The organism is Capsulimonas sp. (assembly GCF_039929585.1).
GTDB lineage: Bacteria > Armatimonadota > Armatimonadia > Armatimonadales > Capsulimonadaceae > Capsulimonas.
Window position 1 is genome coordinate 1 of record NZ_JBDSQY010000040.1, and the last position, 16,313, is coordinate 16,313.

The 16,313-nt window shown below is 60.4% G+C and carries 15 protein-coding genes; 3 read left to right on the forward strand and 12 right to left on the reverse strand.

Annotation, left to right across the window (positions count from 1 at the left end):
- From ABIZ35_RS02510 to ABIZ35_RS02525, 4 genes are all read right to left on the reverse strand, one after another.
- Positions 1-129 (reverse strand): prepilin-type N-terminal cleavage/methylation domain-containing protein (locus tag ABIZ35_RS02510; protein ID WP_348218331.1); only part of this gene is annotated, 129 nt, incomplete at its 3' end.
- Positions 126-1,343, reverse strand: a complete 1,218-nt coding sequence (locus tag ABIZ35_RS02515; RefSeq protein ID WP_348218295.1) for a type II secretion system F family protein — start codon at positions 1,341-1,343, stop codon at positions 126-128. The genes ABIZ35_RS02510 and ABIZ35_RS02515, both read right to left, overlap by 4 nt.
- The gene (locus tag ABIZ35_RS02520; protein WP_348218296.1) at positions 1,344-2,927 is read right to left on the reverse strand and encodes a GspE/PulE family protein; all 1,584 of its coding nucleotides are present in this window, start codon (positions 2,925-2,927) and stop codon (positions 1,344-1,346) included.
- Between the two features lie 120 nt (positions 2,928-3,047).
- Positions 3,048-4,580, reverse strand: a complete 1,533-nt coding sequence (locus ABIZ35_RS02525; protein ID WP_348218297.1) for an ankyrin repeat domain-containing protein — start codon at positions 4,578-4,580, stop codon at positions 3,048-3,050.
- 225 nt (positions 4,581-4,805) lie between these two features.
- On the opposite strand from ABIZ35_RS02525, the gene ABIZ35_RS02530 reads away from it, so the two are divergent.
- Positions 4,806-5,249: a DUF6188 family protein gene (locus ABIZ35_RS02530; RefSeq protein ID WP_348218298.1), complete on the forward strand. Its 444-nt coding sequence runs from the start codon at positions 4,806-4,808 to the stop codon at positions 5,247-5,249.
- Between the two features lie 19 nt (positions 5,250-5,268).
- On the opposite strand, the gene ABIZ35_RS02535 is transcribed toward ABIZ35_RS02530, so the two are convergent.
- A complete protein-coding gene (locus tag ABIZ35_RS02535) occupies positions 5,269-5,400 on the reverse strand; it encodes a hypothetical protein (protein WP_348218299.1) in 132 nt (43 codons plus the stop codon).
- A 223-nt stretch (positions 5,401-5,623) separates the two neighbouring features.
- The gene (locus ABIZ35_RS02540; protein ID WP_348218300.1) at positions 5,624-6,250 is read right to left on the reverse strand and encodes an MBL fold metallo-hydrolase; all 627 of its coding nucleotides are present in this window, start codon (positions 6,248-6,250) and stop codon (positions 5,624-5,626) included.
- 85 nt (positions 6,251-6,335) lie between these two features.
- Here ABIZ35_RS02540 and ABIZ35_RS02545 point away from each other — a divergent pair, with 85 nt between their 5' ends.
- A complete protein-coding gene (locus ABIZ35_RS02545; RefSeq protein WP_348218301.1) occupies positions 6,336-6,629 on the forward strand; it encodes a hypothetical protein in 294 nt (97 codons plus the stop codon).
- Positions 6,630-6,667: 38 nt separating this feature from the next.
- Here the strand turns inward: ABIZ35_RS02545 and ABIZ35_RS02550 are convergent, their stop codons facing one another.
- The 6 genes from ABIZ35_RS02550 to ABIZ35_RS02575 form a co-directional block, all read right to left on the reverse strand.
- Positions 6,668-7,447 carry a DUF1559 domain-containing protein gene (locus ABIZ35_RS02550; protein WP_348218302.1) on the reverse strand — a complete coding sequence of 260 codons (780 nt, stop codon included), beginning with the start codon at positions 7,445-7,447 and terminating at the stop codon, positions 6,668-6,670.
- A gap of 29 nt (positions 7,448-7,476) precedes the next feature.
- A complete protein-coding gene (locus ABIZ35_RS02555) occupies positions 7,477-7,857 on the reverse strand; it encodes a hypothetical protein (protein WP_348218303.1) in 381 nt (126 codons plus the stop codon).
- 205 nt (positions 7,858-8,062) lie between these two features.
- Positions 8,063-10,384, reverse strand: coding sequence for a methyl-accepting chemotaxis protein (locus tag ABIZ35_RS02560; RefSeq protein WP_348218304.1), 2,322 nt, complete (start codon positions 10,382-10,384; stop codon positions 8,063-8,065).
- Positions 10,385-10,491: 107 nt separating this feature from the next.
- Positions 10,492-11,682: a hypothetical protein gene (locus ABIZ35_RS02565; RefSeq protein WP_348218305.1), complete on the reverse strand. Its 1,191-nt coding sequence runs from the start codon at positions 11,680-11,682 to the stop codon at positions 10,492-10,494.
- Positions 11,679-13,172, reverse strand: a complete 1,494-nt coding sequence (locus ABIZ35_RS02570) for a hypothetical protein (protein ID WP_348218306.1) — start codon at positions 13,170-13,172, stop codon at positions 11,679-11,681. The genes ABIZ35_RS02565 and ABIZ35_RS02570 overlap by 4 nt, the downstream gene beginning before the upstream one ends.
- 192 nt (positions 13,173-13,364) lie before the next feature.
- A complete protein-coding gene (locus ABIZ35_RS02575; protein ID WP_348218307.1) occupies positions 13,365-14,534 on the reverse strand; it encodes an esterase-like activity of phytase family protein in 1,170 nt (389 codons plus the stop codon).
- A gap of 143 nt (positions 14,535-14,677) precedes the next feature.
- Here ABIZ35_RS02575 and ABIZ35_RS02580 point away from each other — a divergent pair, with 143 nt between their 5' ends.
- Entirely contained in the window at positions 14,678-16,213 is a 1,536-nt protein-coding gene (locus tag ABIZ35_RS02580; RefSeq protein ID WP_348218308.1) for an AAA family ATPase, read from the forward strand.
- Positions 16,214-16,313 lie beyond the last annotated feature (100 nt).

The following is a 16,313-nucleotide window of genomic DNA, read 5'->3' on the forward strand; positions in this document are numbered from 1 at the left end:
GACGAGACGCGGGACGATGAGCGCCGCCAGGATCGAGAGGATCAAGATGACGACGAGCAGCTCAATGAGCGTAAATCCACGGCGGGACTTCAGTGACGAGTGTGATCTGTAGAGTTTTCTGTTTTTCATTTGACTAAATTCTGCGCTTGGAAGATAGGGAGCAGCACGGACAGGACGACGAACCCGACAAACGTTCCGAGGGTGAGGACAATGATCGGCTCGACAAGCGATACAAGACGGCGCATTCCCGTATCGACTTCGAAGTCCAGACTGTCGGAGACGCGTTCGAGCATTTTGGGAAGGTTGCCGGTTTCCTCGCCGACGGCGACCATGTGCGTGAGCACGGGCGGGAACGCGCCGGCGTCGCGCATGGCTTCGGCGATCGGCCGGCCGGCGCGGACTTCATCCTCGACGAGCAGCGCGCTGCGCTGGAACACTTTATTGCTGGCCGAAAGACCGGCGATCTGGAGCGCCTCCAGGATCGGAACGCCGCCATGGACGAGCGTCCCCAAAACGCGGCTGAAACGGGAGACCGTTCCCTTCTGGATGACCGGCCCAATAATGGGCGCATTCAGCAGAAACTTATCTTTTGAGTAAGCGCCCGCCGGGGTCATCAGCCACAGACGCAGGCCGACGATGATCCCGATGGTCGCCGCCAGAATAATAAACCAATAGTGCGTGGCGAAGTTGACGCCTGCCAGCAGCACCTTGGTTGTGGCCGGAAGGTCCGATCCCATGTCCTTGAACACTGGCGCCAATCGCGGCAGAACGAACGTCACGAGAAAGACCACGACGAACAGTGACGTGGACGCCAGGACAGCAGGGTAGACGAGCGCGCCGACGATTTGCCCGCGGCGCATGACATCGGATTCTTGATACTCCGCGAGCCGCGCCGCGACATCGCCGAACTGGCCGCTCGCCTCGCCGGCGCGCAGCGTCTCTGTGAAGATCGCGTTGAAATACTTGGGATGCTTGGACAGCGCCTGACTGACCGACATACCCGAGCGCACATCCGCGAGCGCCTCGTCGGCGACGCGCTTGAGCGTCGCGCTCTCCGATTGTTCGCTCACGACTTGCAGTACGCGGTCCAGCGGCAGGCCTGCCGAAGAAAGGTCCGCGAGGCGGCGCGTGAACAGCGCGAGATCCTGGCGGGAGGGCGCCTTGTGGCTCCCCGTGGCGATCGGCGAGGCGCCGGCGCTGCTCGCTTCCCGAATATCCAGCACAAAGCGGCCTTCGGCGGCAAGCCGCGCAATCGCCGCGTCGCGCGTTTCCGCGTCGACCGATCCCGAGCGCCGCGCCCCGGCGGCGTCCATGGCTGTGTAATCGTAGGTGAGCTGAGCCATTTAGACTGATTCCCGCCGGCTGACGCGCAGGACTTCTTCCGGGGTAGTCTTGCCTTCCAGCACAGCCAGAACGCCGTCGCCCATCAGAGTTCGCATGCCGTGAGTCTTTACGGCGTGGTCCTTCATATCGTTGGAGCTGGAGCGAGCGACCGTCATCCGCCGGATCGTTTCGTCAATGGTGAACAGTTCATAAAGACCGACTCGGCCTTTGTAACCGCTCTGCTGGCACCGGTCGCAGCCGCGTCCACGCCGAAATGGCGCTTCGCCGACCCATTCGTTTCCTGTAAGCCCCAGCGCGTCCAGCATCTCGGGCTTGAGGGCGTCGGGGACGCTGCAAAATGGGCAGTTGCGGCGCACCAATCGCTGGGCGATAGCGCCGATCAGCGACGACGCGACCAGATACGGCTCCACGCCCATATCCAGGAGTCGGGTCACCGCGCCGGGGGCGTCGTTGGTATGCAGGGTGCTGAAGACTAAGTGTCCCGTCAGCGCCGCGTTGATCGCGATGTCCGCCGTTTCCTGGTCGCGAATTTCGCCGACCATGATCACGTCCGGATCCTGTCGAACAATGGAGCGCAGGCCGTTGGCGAAGGTGAGGCCGATGGCTGGCCGGATCGGGATCTGTCCGATGCCCGCCAACTGGTACTCCACCGGGTCTTCGACTGTGAGAATGTTCGTGGTCGGCGACCAGATCTCACGCAGTGAGGCGTAGAGCGAGGTCGATTTTCCCGAGCCTGTCGGCCCCGTGGCGAGGATAACGCCATAGGGCAGGCTGATCATCTGGCGATACTTCGCCAGCGTGTCGGCCCGCATGCCGAGCTCTTCCAGGCCAAGCATCGCCGTATTCTTATCGAGAATACGCATGACGGCGCGCTCGCCGTAGACTGTGGGGACGATGCTGACGCGGACATCGATCGGCCGGCCGGCGATCACGATTTTGATACGACCGTCCTGCGGCAGGCGGCGCTCGGCGATGTTCATTTCGCCCAAGATTTTGAGACGGGAGATGATGGCCGCATGCATTCGCTTGGGAGGTGACATGACTTCGCGCAGCATGCCGTCCACACGATAACGGATCTTCACGTCACGGTCGTACGGCTCTACGTGGATGTCGCTCGCGCTGTCGCGCACGGCCTGGGCGAAGATCAAGTTGACCATCTGGATGACGGCGGTCTCACCCGCCATCTTTTGCAGGTCGGCGAGGTCCGTGGTGTCGTCGGCTTCGGCTAGCGTCGAGTTCTCGGATTCGCCGGGCAGGCCCGCCAGAATTCGCTCTAAGAAAATCTCTTCGATCTTCTCGCGCACAAAGGCCGGCGACGCCAGCACCGCGCGGGTGGGCATCCGGATCAGCAGGCCCAATTCGTCCACCGCGACTAGCGCTTCCGGCGCTCCGATCGCGGCGACCAGAACGCCGTCCTCGACCGACAATGGCAGCACCTGGTTCTTCAGCGCGAAGTCGCCGGGCGACAGTCGAATGGCTTCCTCAGTCGGTTTGACGAGTTCAAGATCGACCCATTCAAACCCGTCCTTGAGAACGGCATGATTGGGGGTGGATATGGCTTCGGTAGGGATGGAAATCGACATAAGATTACTCAACGAGGTTAGACGCTTTGTCTTTCTAGTTGTTCAGACGTATTTCGCAGGCTTGCGTTACAATCTGGCCTTAACAATTTTTGCTAAGGCCAGACGATACCCGTTTCGTAGCTATATGATAACGGATGAAGATGAAAAAGATATGAAGGCGACGCGCACCTTTTCGCTCGCCTCCTCCAGCCATGAGGGATCGAGCGCCGCGCCGGCCTCCATCAGCGCTTGAAATGTCTCAACGAAGGTTTCCCAGGGCCGCTCTGGATTATTATCCGCGCCGTGGATCGCCCATTGCAGCGGCGTCGCCCCGAAATTCGCTCCCATGATTTCCAGAGAAGCGCCTCGCTCGGTGAGCAGCCGGACCACGTCCGGGCGGGCCTGCCAAGAAGCCCAGTGCAGGGCTGTCCCATGGTGCGCGCCGCGCGTGTCCGGAGAAACGCCAAGGTCGAGCAGCAGACGCACGGCGTCCGTGCGGCCGTCGCCCGCCATCTCCGCAAGCAGCGCGCCATGCTGAGCGAGCGCCTCCGTAAGCGCCTCCGGGTGATTCGTTTTGACAGTTTTCAGCTGACTGGCGTCTCCCGAGGCGAGCGCTCCAATAATATGGTCCTCGGCCTTGAGCGCCGTATCCGCGCCGTGCGCTTCCAGCAATGCCGCCGTCTCACGTTGTCCCGAGCGCACCGCCATCCGATATGGCGTTACGCCTTCGGCGCTTTGCGCCTCGACATCGGCTCCATATTCGAGAAGCAGTCCAATGCATTCGACGCTCCGCCGCCTCAGAATTGCCCAGTGCAGCGCGTTCCCGCCCGTGGGCGCGCTCCGGTTCGGGTCCGCGCCATGGCTCAGAAAGAGACGCAAGCCTTCGGGATCCTCAGAGTCTAATTGATGGGCCAGTGCGTTGACGCTATTTGGGTCCGCGCCGCGCCGCAGCAGCAGTTCCGTACAATCATTCGCCACATGATCGCACGAATGGTAGAGCGACTCATTGTCGTTCAGATTGGCGCCGGCGTCCAGCAATATTCCCGCAAGCTCGGCGTCGTTCAGAACGCCGACCGCGCCGTACAGCGCAGGCAGGGGGCTGTCTTCCCATGGCGCTTCCCGATACGCCGCATTCGGGTCCGCGCCCGCGCTCAGAAGCATTTTCACTGTTTCAAGCAAATGAGGCCGCCGCTCCACGACATGAAAGATGCGAGAGAAAGCAGCGTAAAGCAGCGGAGGACGTTTTCGGGGGCCGCCCACCGCGTTTGCCAACCCGCGATCATTCTCTAAGCATCGCCGCAGCGCATCGACGTCGCCATAAACACAAGCCGTATAAATCGTTGCCTGCGTGAGATTTGGACGGTCATTCAAAAGCGCCTGCGCTCGATCGAGCTTGCCCACGATCGCCGCTTCGACAAAAGCATCGGCGGCGCCCATCGTCGCCGTCCGCGCGGCGGCGACAAGCTTCGGCCAGCTCGGATACCCAAGCTCGCGTGCGAGCACCAACTGCGCATCGGTCAATTTTGGAGAGGCAATAGGAAAACGGGGGTGATGCGCACGAAACCGCGTGACGGCTTCCGGCGAACTGGCCTGAACGGCCTGAAGAAGCTCCTTCGCCTGTGTGCGAAGCTGAGCGAGATCGACGCCAATGGGCATAGACGAGAAATCAGACATACGAACTCCCTTAACGCCTGCGTGTCCGCATGGTCAGGCTGAAGAGGTTCGTGGATACGAAGCCAAAGCAACGATAGGGTGAGCACGGCTCTTTCCGCGGATTGGAAGCGCCCCCAGGCGCATGGAAAGTGTACCACGGATGGGGCGTTGCGTCAACAGGATTACCCGTTCTTTTGGCGCTACAGCCGGACTTCTGTGTTAGAATAAATTCTGGTCGGAGCCGAAGTGCTGGACGGTCAACGAATAACGCTGTTTGAGGGAAATATGGATACATCAGTGCAATGGCGTGAGTGGAGTTTGGAAGGGCTGAAGGTCACGCAACTCAAATTCGATTATCAAATTCACGTTCACATGTGGACTCGGGAACGTGATCTGGCGGTCATCTTTGAAGCGCCAGTCACTCTGCTGACCGCAGGCGGCGAGGCCTGCGAGTGTTATTACGCGAAGAGCGCAACGCTTTGTCCGCTGCTGTCGCTTCTCTTTCAAGAGGTATCCGCGTTTCATGCTTCGTCCGAGGGAGAATGCCGGCTGGAGTTTGAGGACGGGACAGAGTTAGTTTGCGGTCCTGACGAGCAGTACGAAGCTTGGCAAAGTCATGGCTCAGGGAATTTGGTGAATGCTTCGCTGTTGTGCGGGCCAGCCGGCGGTGCGCCTTGGGGAGTGGCTTAACCTTTCCATGCTGCGTTATCTATTGCTCGGCGTCGCGCTGCACGAGGACCCAGTTGGTCTTGCTGGCGGGGTCGCGGTAGACATGTCGGCGACACGCTGGGAAACGGCGGAGAACGGCGCTTGCGGTAAGTCCACCCAGGGACTGAGACAATGGTTCATCTCTTCGGTGAGAGAGGAAGATTGTAGAATGCTTTCAATCGTCGTGCGGAGCATGGATGTCGCGTTTCCAGCTGCAAGCAGCAAATGGCGAAATTGGATGTTCGTCTGCGAGATAGCAAATTATACAGCAAGAAAAGCGCTCAGGGAGTTTCGGCGCCCATGAATTTTCTTAGCCTGGGCGCCGTGTTTGAAGCATGGAGTAGAGCCATTGCGGCTTATCCCGCAAAGGGGGGCTGTTCCAGGGCGCGTTCATATGCGGCGCGATCGTGTACTGGTTCGCCGTGCGATACAATCACGTGCTCGAACGGCAGATCGAGCAGCGCCCTCAGCGCCGGGAGCGTGCGTTTCTTGTGCCATGGCGTCGACCAGATGCGCAGGTCGCCGCCGGGAGCCGTCAGCGCGTCCGCGAAGACCAGCGCCCGCTGCTCCGGCAGCCACAGCGGCGTCTCGCCGCGTCCTCGTCCGTCGTAAAGCGCAACCAATCCGCCTGGCAGCACCGTTCCTGGATCGATAGGCGTAAGCTGCGTCACTGGAATATCATCCCGCCAAAACAAGCTCGGCCCGTACGCAGGGATATTGTACCGCCGGACAAAGGCGTCCACATCCCGCACATGATCTGGTTTGAGAATTGCAATCGCCGTCGGCGGCCGCGCATCCAGCCGCGCCCAAATTTCTGCCGCGTCATTTGGCGGCGCCAATGGATCGATCACGACGATTTCACCGCCCGCTTCCACGACCGTCGAAGTCACGATCTGATTCCAATCGAAGCCAGGCTTCCAGTGCGGATGGGGAACGCGCCAGATCCAAAGGCCGGGAGCGATGTCTTTGATCTCGTAAGCCATTTTCATGATCTCCCAACAAGTGGAAAGTTTACCGCGAAAATGGCCAAACAAGGAACGCTGCTCTCTGCCGAATTGTTTTTATGGTATGCGCTTTACCACGTCTGAGGACTATGTCAACTGTCCGATCTGTGACCGTGAGGTTCCCGAAAGTCACACGACGAAGCATCACCTTGTGCCTAAATCCCGCAAGGGCAAGGAGATGGTGCGGCTTTGCAATGACTGCCACCGGCAGCTGCATGTGCTGTTCGATGTGAAGACGCTGGAAAAAACGCTGAACACGATCGAACTGCTGAAGCAGGACGAGCGCATCCAGCGCTGGATCGGATTTATCGGCAGGCGCAGCTCCGTCAGCCGGCTTAAGATGCGTCGGGGGCGATGACTGAGAACACCTCCTTCATGGGCGCATTTCACATGCGGTTACTTCTCAAGCTTAAAGTAATAATCTGGATCCGCGCTCACCGACGCCTGCGGAACAATCGCGCCCATGTTGTTCGCAACGTATGAAGCAACCGTCGTGCCGCCGCTGGGGGCGGTCGGCGGCGTCGGACGAACCGCCTTCACGTGTCCATCCGTCCAGAGCACGTTGGCGAAGCCGGTGTGAATGCCGTGAACGCTGCCCCCGCCATCGGAAGGACTGTTCAATTCATTCACTCTTGTCAGAGGGCCGTTCGGAGTTTGGAACTGCGCCGCATCCGCCATGTAAACCGTGTCGGAGGGCGCTTTGACCTCGGCGAGAGTCGCGGACACCAGCATATGATCCCGGGCGAACATCTCCATATTGGTTCCATAGGCGGCGAAAATCTCATTTGAAAAGTTTGTGCCGACCGGGAGAGATCCGGCGGCGGAACGGCAATCCTCAATCTGCGTGCTCTTCATGTACGGCTGCAAAAATCCGGCGGTCGCGTCGTATTTGCTGTGGGCGAAATCGCGGTAACCATCCCAGAATTTGACGCCGAACGGATCATTCTCTTGCCACGGGAAATACGTCTCATCGTTGTCCTGCACATACTGGAGTGTTGCAAGGCCGATCTGCCGCAAGTTGGAGGAACAGGAGATCTGACGCGCTTTCTCGCGGGCCTGGGCGAATACAGGAAACAGGATTGCTGCAATTATAGCAATAATGGCGATGACAACGAGTAGTTCGATAAGCGTGAAGGCGCAGCAGCGCTTGCGGGTGGCGAAACGGATCTTGAACATTGATTTTTCCTTTATCGTGAACGAGAGTTTTATTGGGACGCGCTGCGATGCTTAGTCGCTGGATGCGTGTATGAGGGATCATTGGCTTCAATATAACGCCTTAACAGAATGCGGATATGCCGGCGGTGCGCCGCTTGTAACAAATGCAACTCATGCAGATCGTGCGTCACCCGCGCATGATGGATGAGCGCCACGCATTCGTATCCTTCCTCTGGAAATCCTCGGCAGTCCGACCATAAGAACCGCCGCCGTAGATCCGCCGAATATGTGACTAGCGGCGCGGGAGCTTGCGAAGACGCGGTTCGATATACGGCTGTTGCATGCGCCTGCATGCAGTGGCGACTGATTACGTTGTCCGCAGCCGCCAGGCCGCAGAGCATTACGAAAGTGACGGCGTGATTGGGCTTCAATGTTCAACTCCTTATCGTACTTCAGCTCGCTTGGCGATGCTTTGTACTCAGGATATCGCGCAAGGGAAAGCGAAAAGTTGGGGAAGGGCTCCATGCGATTCGTAAAGTGCGGGCAGTTGGTCAGTGGCTGCACTGTGCAAAAAACAAGACCGCCCGCAAGGAAAACCTTACAGACGGTCTGTGAGCGATTGCCGGATGATGCGGACTATGCGATGCGCAGTTTTGGTCGACTGCTTGCCGCAGGCTGCGTGGCCTCGGCATCGTCGAGGGTGAAACGCGACACACTGTGCTGGAGCGCTTCCGCGATCTGGGCCAGCTCGCCGGAGGCCGTGACCAAGTCTTCGACGGCGCTGCTTTGCTGCTCGGTCGTCGCCGACACGGTTTGGATCGAAGCAGAGACTTCCTCGGCGGACGCCGACATCTCCTCGGCCGCCGCGCTGTTTTGATCGACGGCCGTGGCGACCGACGAGATCGCCTGCGAGACTTCAATGGATGTGCCGCGCATCTGCGAAGCCGCTTCGCGAATTTCCACCGCTCGGGCGGTGACGGATTCGACGACTTTCTGGATCTCGTTCAGCGCCGCGCCCGCCTGTTCAGCCTGCGATGCGCCGTTCTCCACGTCCTTGCGGCCAGCGTCCATCGACGCGATCGCTTCCTGTGTGCGGGTCTGCACTTCACCGATCAGCGCGCCGATCTCGCGGGTCGCCGCGCCGGAGCGCTCGGCGAGCTTGCGCACTTCATCGGCGACGACGGCGAAGCCACGTCCCGATTCACCCGCCCGCGCCGCTTCGATGGCGGCGTTCAGCGCGAGGAGATTGGTCTGTGCGGCGATGGCGTCGATAGTTTCGACGATGCCGCCGATACGCTGAGAAGCGGCGCCCAGGCTTTCCATGATCTGCGCCGACTGGCTGACTGTCCGGTGGATGTTCTGCATGCCCTGAACGGTGGCCTCCACCGTGCGCGCTCCCTGGGATGCTGCGCTGCTGGCGCTCGACGCTTCGGCGGCGGCAAAGGCTGCTCCTTCGGCGACAAGGTCTACGCTCTCCGCCAGTTTTCGCATCAGCGCCATGCTGTCCGCAACCGAGTTTGCCTGGACCGAGTTGCTGTGGGCGACATCGCCCGCGCCGCGCGCCGACTGCTCGGACGCCGTCGCCACTTCACGCATGGTCTCCGTGATCTCTTCCGTGGAGAGCCCAACGTTGCGCGCCGTGCCCGCCAGATGCGCCGCCGACCCTGTCACGGTGGCCGCGCTCGCGCCGACCTCGCCGATCAGGCGCCGCAGGTTGGTTCCCATGGCCTGGAAGGCGTGTCCCAAAGTATCACGATCCGATTGCGGCTGTGTGGTCTGCCGCAAATCTCCGGCCGCGATACGTTCCGCCGCGTGCGCCATTTCTTTCTGGTAGATGATCAACGATCTAAAGGCGTCGGCGATCCGGCCCACTTCGTCATTGCTGTGGACATCGATCGTCTGATCCACATCGCCCTTGGCGAGCGCTTCGGCGGCGACCGCCATTGGCGCCAGTGCACGGCCCAGACGTGTGGCGATCAGCCAAACGAGCGCCAGCATCAAAAGAAGCGCGACGCCGCTGATCGCCATGGCCTGGTTACGGAGCGCGATGCTGGGGGCGAGAATGGCGTCCTGTGAGACATTCATCACGACGCGCCAGCCGGTGAAGGGCGCCGTGGCCCAGTAGACACGCCGCCATTCGCCTTTGATCTTGATCTCCTGCGTTCCATGATCCGCGTCGGCGAGCTTCTGACCATCCGGGAGGGATTTGGCGGGAGTGCCCGCAAAGCCTTTGCGCAAGAGTAAATTCTCGTCCGGGTGGGTGATGAGCAGGCCGCCCCGGCTGACCAAAAAGCCAAACTCCTGAGACTGGCTCGCGCCATCTAAAAGGTGGATTCCCCCCATGATCGAGCGCAGCTCGTCCAGTCCAAGGTCGGTTCCTGTGATCGCGAGCAACGTGTGCTTGCTGTCGTAGATCGGCCGCGTGTAGCTGACCATCGCAATGTTGCCGCCGCCGTCGTCGTAGTACGGCTCAGTGACATAGGGCTTGCCGCTTTTCTTGGGGCCGTTGTACCATTCCTGGGACGCGTCGTGATAGTCGTAGTCTGGCTTGAGGATATTCGGAAAGCTTTTGCGTGTCACCAGCTGGTTGGACAGCTTGTCCTTCCAGTTAATCTGATCGTAGGCGATATAGAAGTCGAAGGCGTCGGATGCCGGCGCTTCGTTCAGCAGACGGACCAGATACGGCCCAATCTCCTTGTTTGGAACGGCGCCATCCCCAAGCTGGCGTGCGGCGACGGCGTCGGTGCGCGCGCCGCAGCGCTGAATGTAGGTATCGAGCCGCTGCGCCGTGGAAGTCAGCAGACCCATCGCCTTGGCGTCGGCCTGCTGCTCCAGCAGTTGACGGCTCGCATGATAGCTGAACCAGGATGTGGCGATCAAAACCGCGCCGGTGGCGAGGCCCACCGCAAGACAGAGTTTCTGCGCAATGGAACGCAATTTGATTTTCGGGAGTGACATTCGAACGGGTGCTCCTGCAAGACGACAAGGTGTAAGAGCCGGCTACAAGGCCGGCCTGATGACGCTATTGTCGGCAGAAATACATGCGCTCTGGAGATATAAGGACGTTATGGAATGCGCCGCTGCTTCCACTTAGTCGTCTGCGCTGCGGCGAGGACTTGTGGGTTGAGGATATAGCCAAAGCCAGCTTTTTCCAGGCGCAGAACGAGTTCGTCGCGCGTGGTTTGCAGCGCTTCGGCGGCGGCGTCGAGCTGCCAGCCGTGTTCGGCGAGCTGGCTGAGAAGATAAGCGCGCCGGGTCTGCGCGCCGGAGAGACGATAGGTTTTTAGATACTCCAGCATGCCGTCGTCTCGAACGATGGCCTCACCGATGTGGTTCTCGGTTTTGGGATCGAGAGACGTGATGAAGCGCTGCAAGGCGAAGGGGCCAGCCTGATAAATGGGCTCTGATATCGTCGTGCGTCCGATCAGGTTCGACGCCATGAAGCCATGAAACTCGCCCCAGTCGGCGCGAACACGCCCAATTTCGGCGCGCAGGCTGGCGAGGTCGGTAGCGTTCGCGTCCTTGACGGAGAGGTCCATTGGAATAGACGTATTCCAGAGCAAGGCGTACTGGGCCAGAAGCTCGCTGTAGAAATCCAGCAGCAGGGTTTCGTGCAAGGCGCGATAGTCATCCGGGTGGGAGACGACAAACGCCGAGGCCATTTCTTCGGCGATGAAGATCAGCATACCGACCTGATCTTCGTGGATTTCAAAGACGCGCAGGGCTTCTTCCATGCCGTCAATGCGCCGCCCGGACATCGCGAGCTCCCAGCGTGATTGGAAACCATTGTTCCGAAACTTACGTGAAAACTCCTGCCAGGCAATCTCGGGGCCGGAGAAGAATAGCGAGAGAAAGCCCTCCATCGCCAGATGCAGAGGCAGGAATCGCAGGCGGTTTCCTGCTTCTCGCTTCGCCATGCGCGACAAGACGCGAATATTCATTCCGCAGACGTTAAAACTGCTTCCATCGCGTCGTATCTGTCCGCCATGAGATGCGGCGGGCGAGCCGTCGTCGCTCCAATCGATGACCATTCCGTGCGGGACATAAGAGGCGTAGTGCGGACCTCGTCCTCCCGGCGCGCCGCTGGTGGCGGTAATAGTCAGATTATCGCGATAATTGCGGCGGGCGAGCCGAAGGTCGCCGGGCGCCTTGTGGCGCAGCAGCGGGACAAGGCGCATTGCGCCGCAGACCTGCGATGGGGCGATCTCCAGGCCCGCGAGCGAAATTTCCGTAATCGGTTTCGCATGGGTTGTCATTCGGTCGCCTCATCCCCCTCGATTTCCAAGTCGGCTACATCTCGGGATTTCGGCGAGCGCAGCAAGTGCGCCACCCGCGAAGACAGATGTGCTTCCAGCTCCGAAAGCGCGGCGGCGCCGCTGGCGAAGCGGGCGAATTCCAGCATCGTCGGCAAGTCTTCCCCATCGCGCAGACCGACTGTCGGGATATATGGGCTCAGTCCCTGCAAGGTAAAGTCATCCGAATGGAACACGGGGTTGCAATGGATGATGGTGACCTCGGCTTCCGGATCCAGCCGCTCGCGGAAGACGCGGAGCACTTCCGAGGCGCCGCGAGGCGGATCGTTTTCAAACGCGTCGGAGACGATCACAATTGTCTCGGGCTTCCATTCCAGCGCGTCCAGCAGCGGCGTCGCGATATCCGTCTGACCGCGCGGCGACGCCAGAACGGGCGAATCGATGGGAGACGTCCAGAACGACCGATATGTGTCGCTTGCTTCCTGAAGCAGCGAGTGCGCCGCGATCGCAACGCCTAGCGGACGGCGGCGCTTTTCCTGCGATCCGGACGCCGAGTAACTGTTGTCGAGAACCGCCGCCACTCGCCCCAAACGGATCGGCGCGATTCGCAGGGCATGACGCGCCGCCGCGCGCAGCGCTTCCTCCAGCATCTCCTGTTTTTGGAAGCGCTCGGACATCGGCGTCGAGAGAATGAACAGCGCGAGGCGGGTCAGCGGCAGACGCTCCCAGTCGAGAGCAGGCGCATTGGCGCCGACGCGCTCGGCCGTGCGCTGAAGGCGCAGCTTCTCATGGGAGGTCATCTGAGGCGCGATCCGCTCCAAAAATACTTCGCGCTTGAGGCCCTTGCGCGCCGCCAGTCCCTCCGCGATGGAATAGGGCAATTTGTAAATGGCTTCGGCGCTGTACTGCGCTTGCCGGAACGTCTCCAGCAGCGGGGTCTCAAACGAGCGCCTTTCTAACTTTTCGAACAGAAAATCGCCGACTTCACTGGGCAGTTTCAAATGCGCGTGGATCGCAGACGCATGCAGCTGTCGGCCATACTTCACGGCGTGGAACGCGGCGTCGCGACGTGTCGCCAGATAATCGCGGGCGACGGCGCGGGAGCGGCGATTGTTGACGCCGCGTTTGCGCAGCGTTTCCAAAACGTTCCAGGCCCGGTGCGACGGCAGCGCGTGCAGCGCCGCGCGAATCAGCGCATTCTCCTCCGCGCGATGCTCCGGCGGCGTGTGTCGCCCAGTCGAAAGCAAGTTCACCAGGATTTGCGCCTGACTGAAGTGGTTGACGCCCGCCGCGAGCGTTCGCACATAAAGCAATCGGTAATTGCCCAGGATATATTGGTGAAGGAAGTCGATGGAGACGCGTTGTTCAAAGCCGCTGCTGTAAAACTCGCGCTGGCCGGTGCAGGAGAAGCAGGCGTTGATGAACATCACCAGATCTTCACGGGCGACCTGATGGATGCGGGCCTGCTGAATGTCGAGCGAGGAGACGGACATGGTGAAAAATCGAGAAGCTGCCCGGGAAGTGACGGAGCGATCAACTGAAAACAGTCTTCAAAGTCTGGTCACGGAAATCGCGCCAAAGTCCCACGGGCAGCTTGAGGAGGATTATACCATAACTCAGGGAACGGGAAGTTTGAAATGAAAACCGCCTTGCCGGGGAGGCAAGGCGGTTTTGCAGGGGAGGGATTAGGCGCTGCGACGGCGCAGCACAGCGATGGCGAGCATCGCTAGGCCGAGGGTGAGGGCGAGGAGGGCGGAGGGTTCGGGAACGGCCTGGAGGCGCAGGGCGGCGATCTGGGTGTGCTGCGTTCCGTTGAAGTTGTTGTCGCTGATCACCACCAGAGATTGGTCGCCGTTCTCCAGAATCGGGCCGAAGGCGATGCCTTCGATATTGTCCGGCGCGAAGTTGGCGTCGGCGAAATCGTACAGCAGCTTCTTATGGACGCCGGTGTATGTTTGGCCGACGAGGGAATCCAGCCCCGAGACGTCCGTAGCGTTGTCGAAGTCTACTTGGTAGACTTTGATCTCATACTTGTCGGTGTCGGCCCGGTAAGAGCGCTCCATCGTGATCAGGGTTCCATCGGGCAGCACCTGCATGTCCACCAAACCCTTGGTGGCGAAGAAGTTGCCGGCGGGGACATTGTAAGGCGCGATGTCATAGACATACTGAGCCGAGTTGACATAGCCGGCGCCGTTCTTTGTGAAGCGGACCAGACGGACCTGGTTGTCGACAATCGCGCTGGTGGTCGTCGCGTCCTGTCCCAGCGACCGTTCGTTGGCGGTCCAGACCACGCCGCCGTCGGGCGACTGCGTCAGGCTCTCAAACGCCAGGTTGAACTGGATGCCGTGTGCGCCGCCTCCTCCGGAGAAGGGGAACTGGCTCGGTGTGGGGAGCGTCTGGACTTGATTTCCGCTCAGGTCGAACTCACGGATGGCGGGTTCGGTTTCCGATGAGATCAGCAGCGTATTGTGATTGGTGAGCGAGATGCCTTCGCCGTCGAAGTTCTGGCCGTTGTAACCCGCAAGCGTCGTCACATCGGAGACCAGCGGCTGCTGGGTCAGCGAGACGCCGGCGCTGCTCACATGGAAGTTGAGCGTGTAGAAACGCGCGGGGGTGCTGCCCTGATTGTCCGTGATCGCATAGAACTTGTCGCCACCGGCGTGCGTGATACCGGAAAGCCCACCGACCGTCAGTCCGTTGACGGCGGCGTTGTTTGCGATGACCAATGGGCCGGGGCCAAGCTGCGATACGGCGTACTGCTGATGCGCGGCGCTGGCGGCGGTCGAGGGAGCATAGAATGCGGCGGCGGCCAGCACGGCCGCCAGAGCGAACGGTTTCAAGGATGACGTCTTCATTGCGCGATGTTCCTCCTGAGAATCCCGATATCTTTGGGTCGGGCCTATTATAAACGCGTTATGTTAAGTCGCTGTTAAAAACAGATTAAGTTTTCGCGAAACGCATTTGCTGTAAAATCGTTCATCATTAAGAGTAGATTCGAATGGGGAGTGTTTCCGCGATGGCGAGCAAGTCGATACAGGAGTTAGAGGTGCTGCTGCGGGCGCGTTATCCCGTCATCTATGTGGTGACCTGGGAGGAGGGGCGCGTCGAGGAAGCCCTCGCGCAGATCGCCCGCCGCCGTGAGAAAAAGCTTTATCTCTGGTCCATCGCGCGAGGGCTTCAGCCGTACGGCTCGCCGCTGGAAGGCAAGCGACGGGCGGATGAGCGCTCCACCGATCCCGCCATGGCTTTAGACCATGTGCTGGAAAGTATGGAAAATGCAATCTATGTCTTTCGCGATCTGCACCCATTCTTTGGAAGCCCCGCCGTGACGCGTCGTATTCGGGAGCTGGCGAGCTATCTCAAGAACAGCTACAAGACGCTGGTGATCATCGCCCCCACGCAGCAGATCCCCATCGAGCTGCAGAAAGACGTGACGGTGGTGGAATTCGACCTGCCGGACCGTGAAGACTTGGGAGCGCTGCTGGGTCGAACACTTTCAGAAGTGAACGAGAGCACCGGCCGCGATCTGAAAGTCGACGCCGAGTCGCGCGAAAAGATCTTGGGGGCGGCTTCGGGGCTGACGATCAACGAGGCCGAGAACGTCTTCGCCAAGACACTCGTGCTTTCAGGACGCCTCAGCGCCGAGGACCTGCCGATCATTCTATCCGAGAAGGAGCAGACGATCCGTAAATCGGGGCTACTGGAGTACTATCACGCAGACACGGATCTGGGCCAGCTTGGGGGAATGGATGTGCTCAAAGACTGGCTGGGGAAGCGCAGCATCGCCTTTGATCCCGAGGCGGCCGCGTTCGGGCTGCCTGCGCCGAAGGGCGTTCTCTTGATCGGCGTGCAGGGCTGCGGCAAGAGCTTGACGGCGAAGGCGATTGCAGGGTTCTGGGGACTGCCGCTGCTGCGGCTGGATGTCGGGCGGCTGTTCAATAGTCTGGTCGGCTCCAGCGAGGAGAATGTGCGCATGGCGATCCGCGTCGCCGAGTCCGTTGCGCCCGCCGTGCTGTGGGTGGATGAGATCGAGAAGTCGATGTCCGGCAGCCAGAGCAGCGGATCGGTGGACGGCGGCACCTCCGCGCGCGTTCTTTCGACGTTCCTGACCTGGCTTCAGGAGAAGACGGCCCCGGTCTTTGTGGTGGCGACCGCCAACAGTATCGATCAATTGCCTCCGGAACTGCTGCGCCGAGGACGCCTGGACGAAACGTTCTTCGTTGACCTGCCGGACGCCGGGGAGCGGCGCGAGATCTTTCGGATCCACCTGCAAAAGCGGGGGCGCGATCCGGAGAAGTTCGATATCGCGGCGCTCGCAGACTCTGTCGAGGGGTTCAGCGGCGCCGAGATCGAGCAATGCGTCATCGCGGGCTTGTTCGACGCCTACTCGGCCAAGAAAGCGCTTTCGACGAATATTCTCTTGCAATCCATCAAAGACAGCGTGCCGCTGTCCAGAACGATGGCCGAGCCGATCGCGCATTTGCGCGCCTGGGCCGATGGACGGGCGCGGCGGGCCTCTTCCATCACACACTAGCGCCACGTTAGTTGGCCCTCGTTCTACCCGTTGGGTTTCGGCCCCTCCGCCCCATCCTGGGGGACCAGATTACAGCGAGCACGTTTTCCAAGTTCCCCAG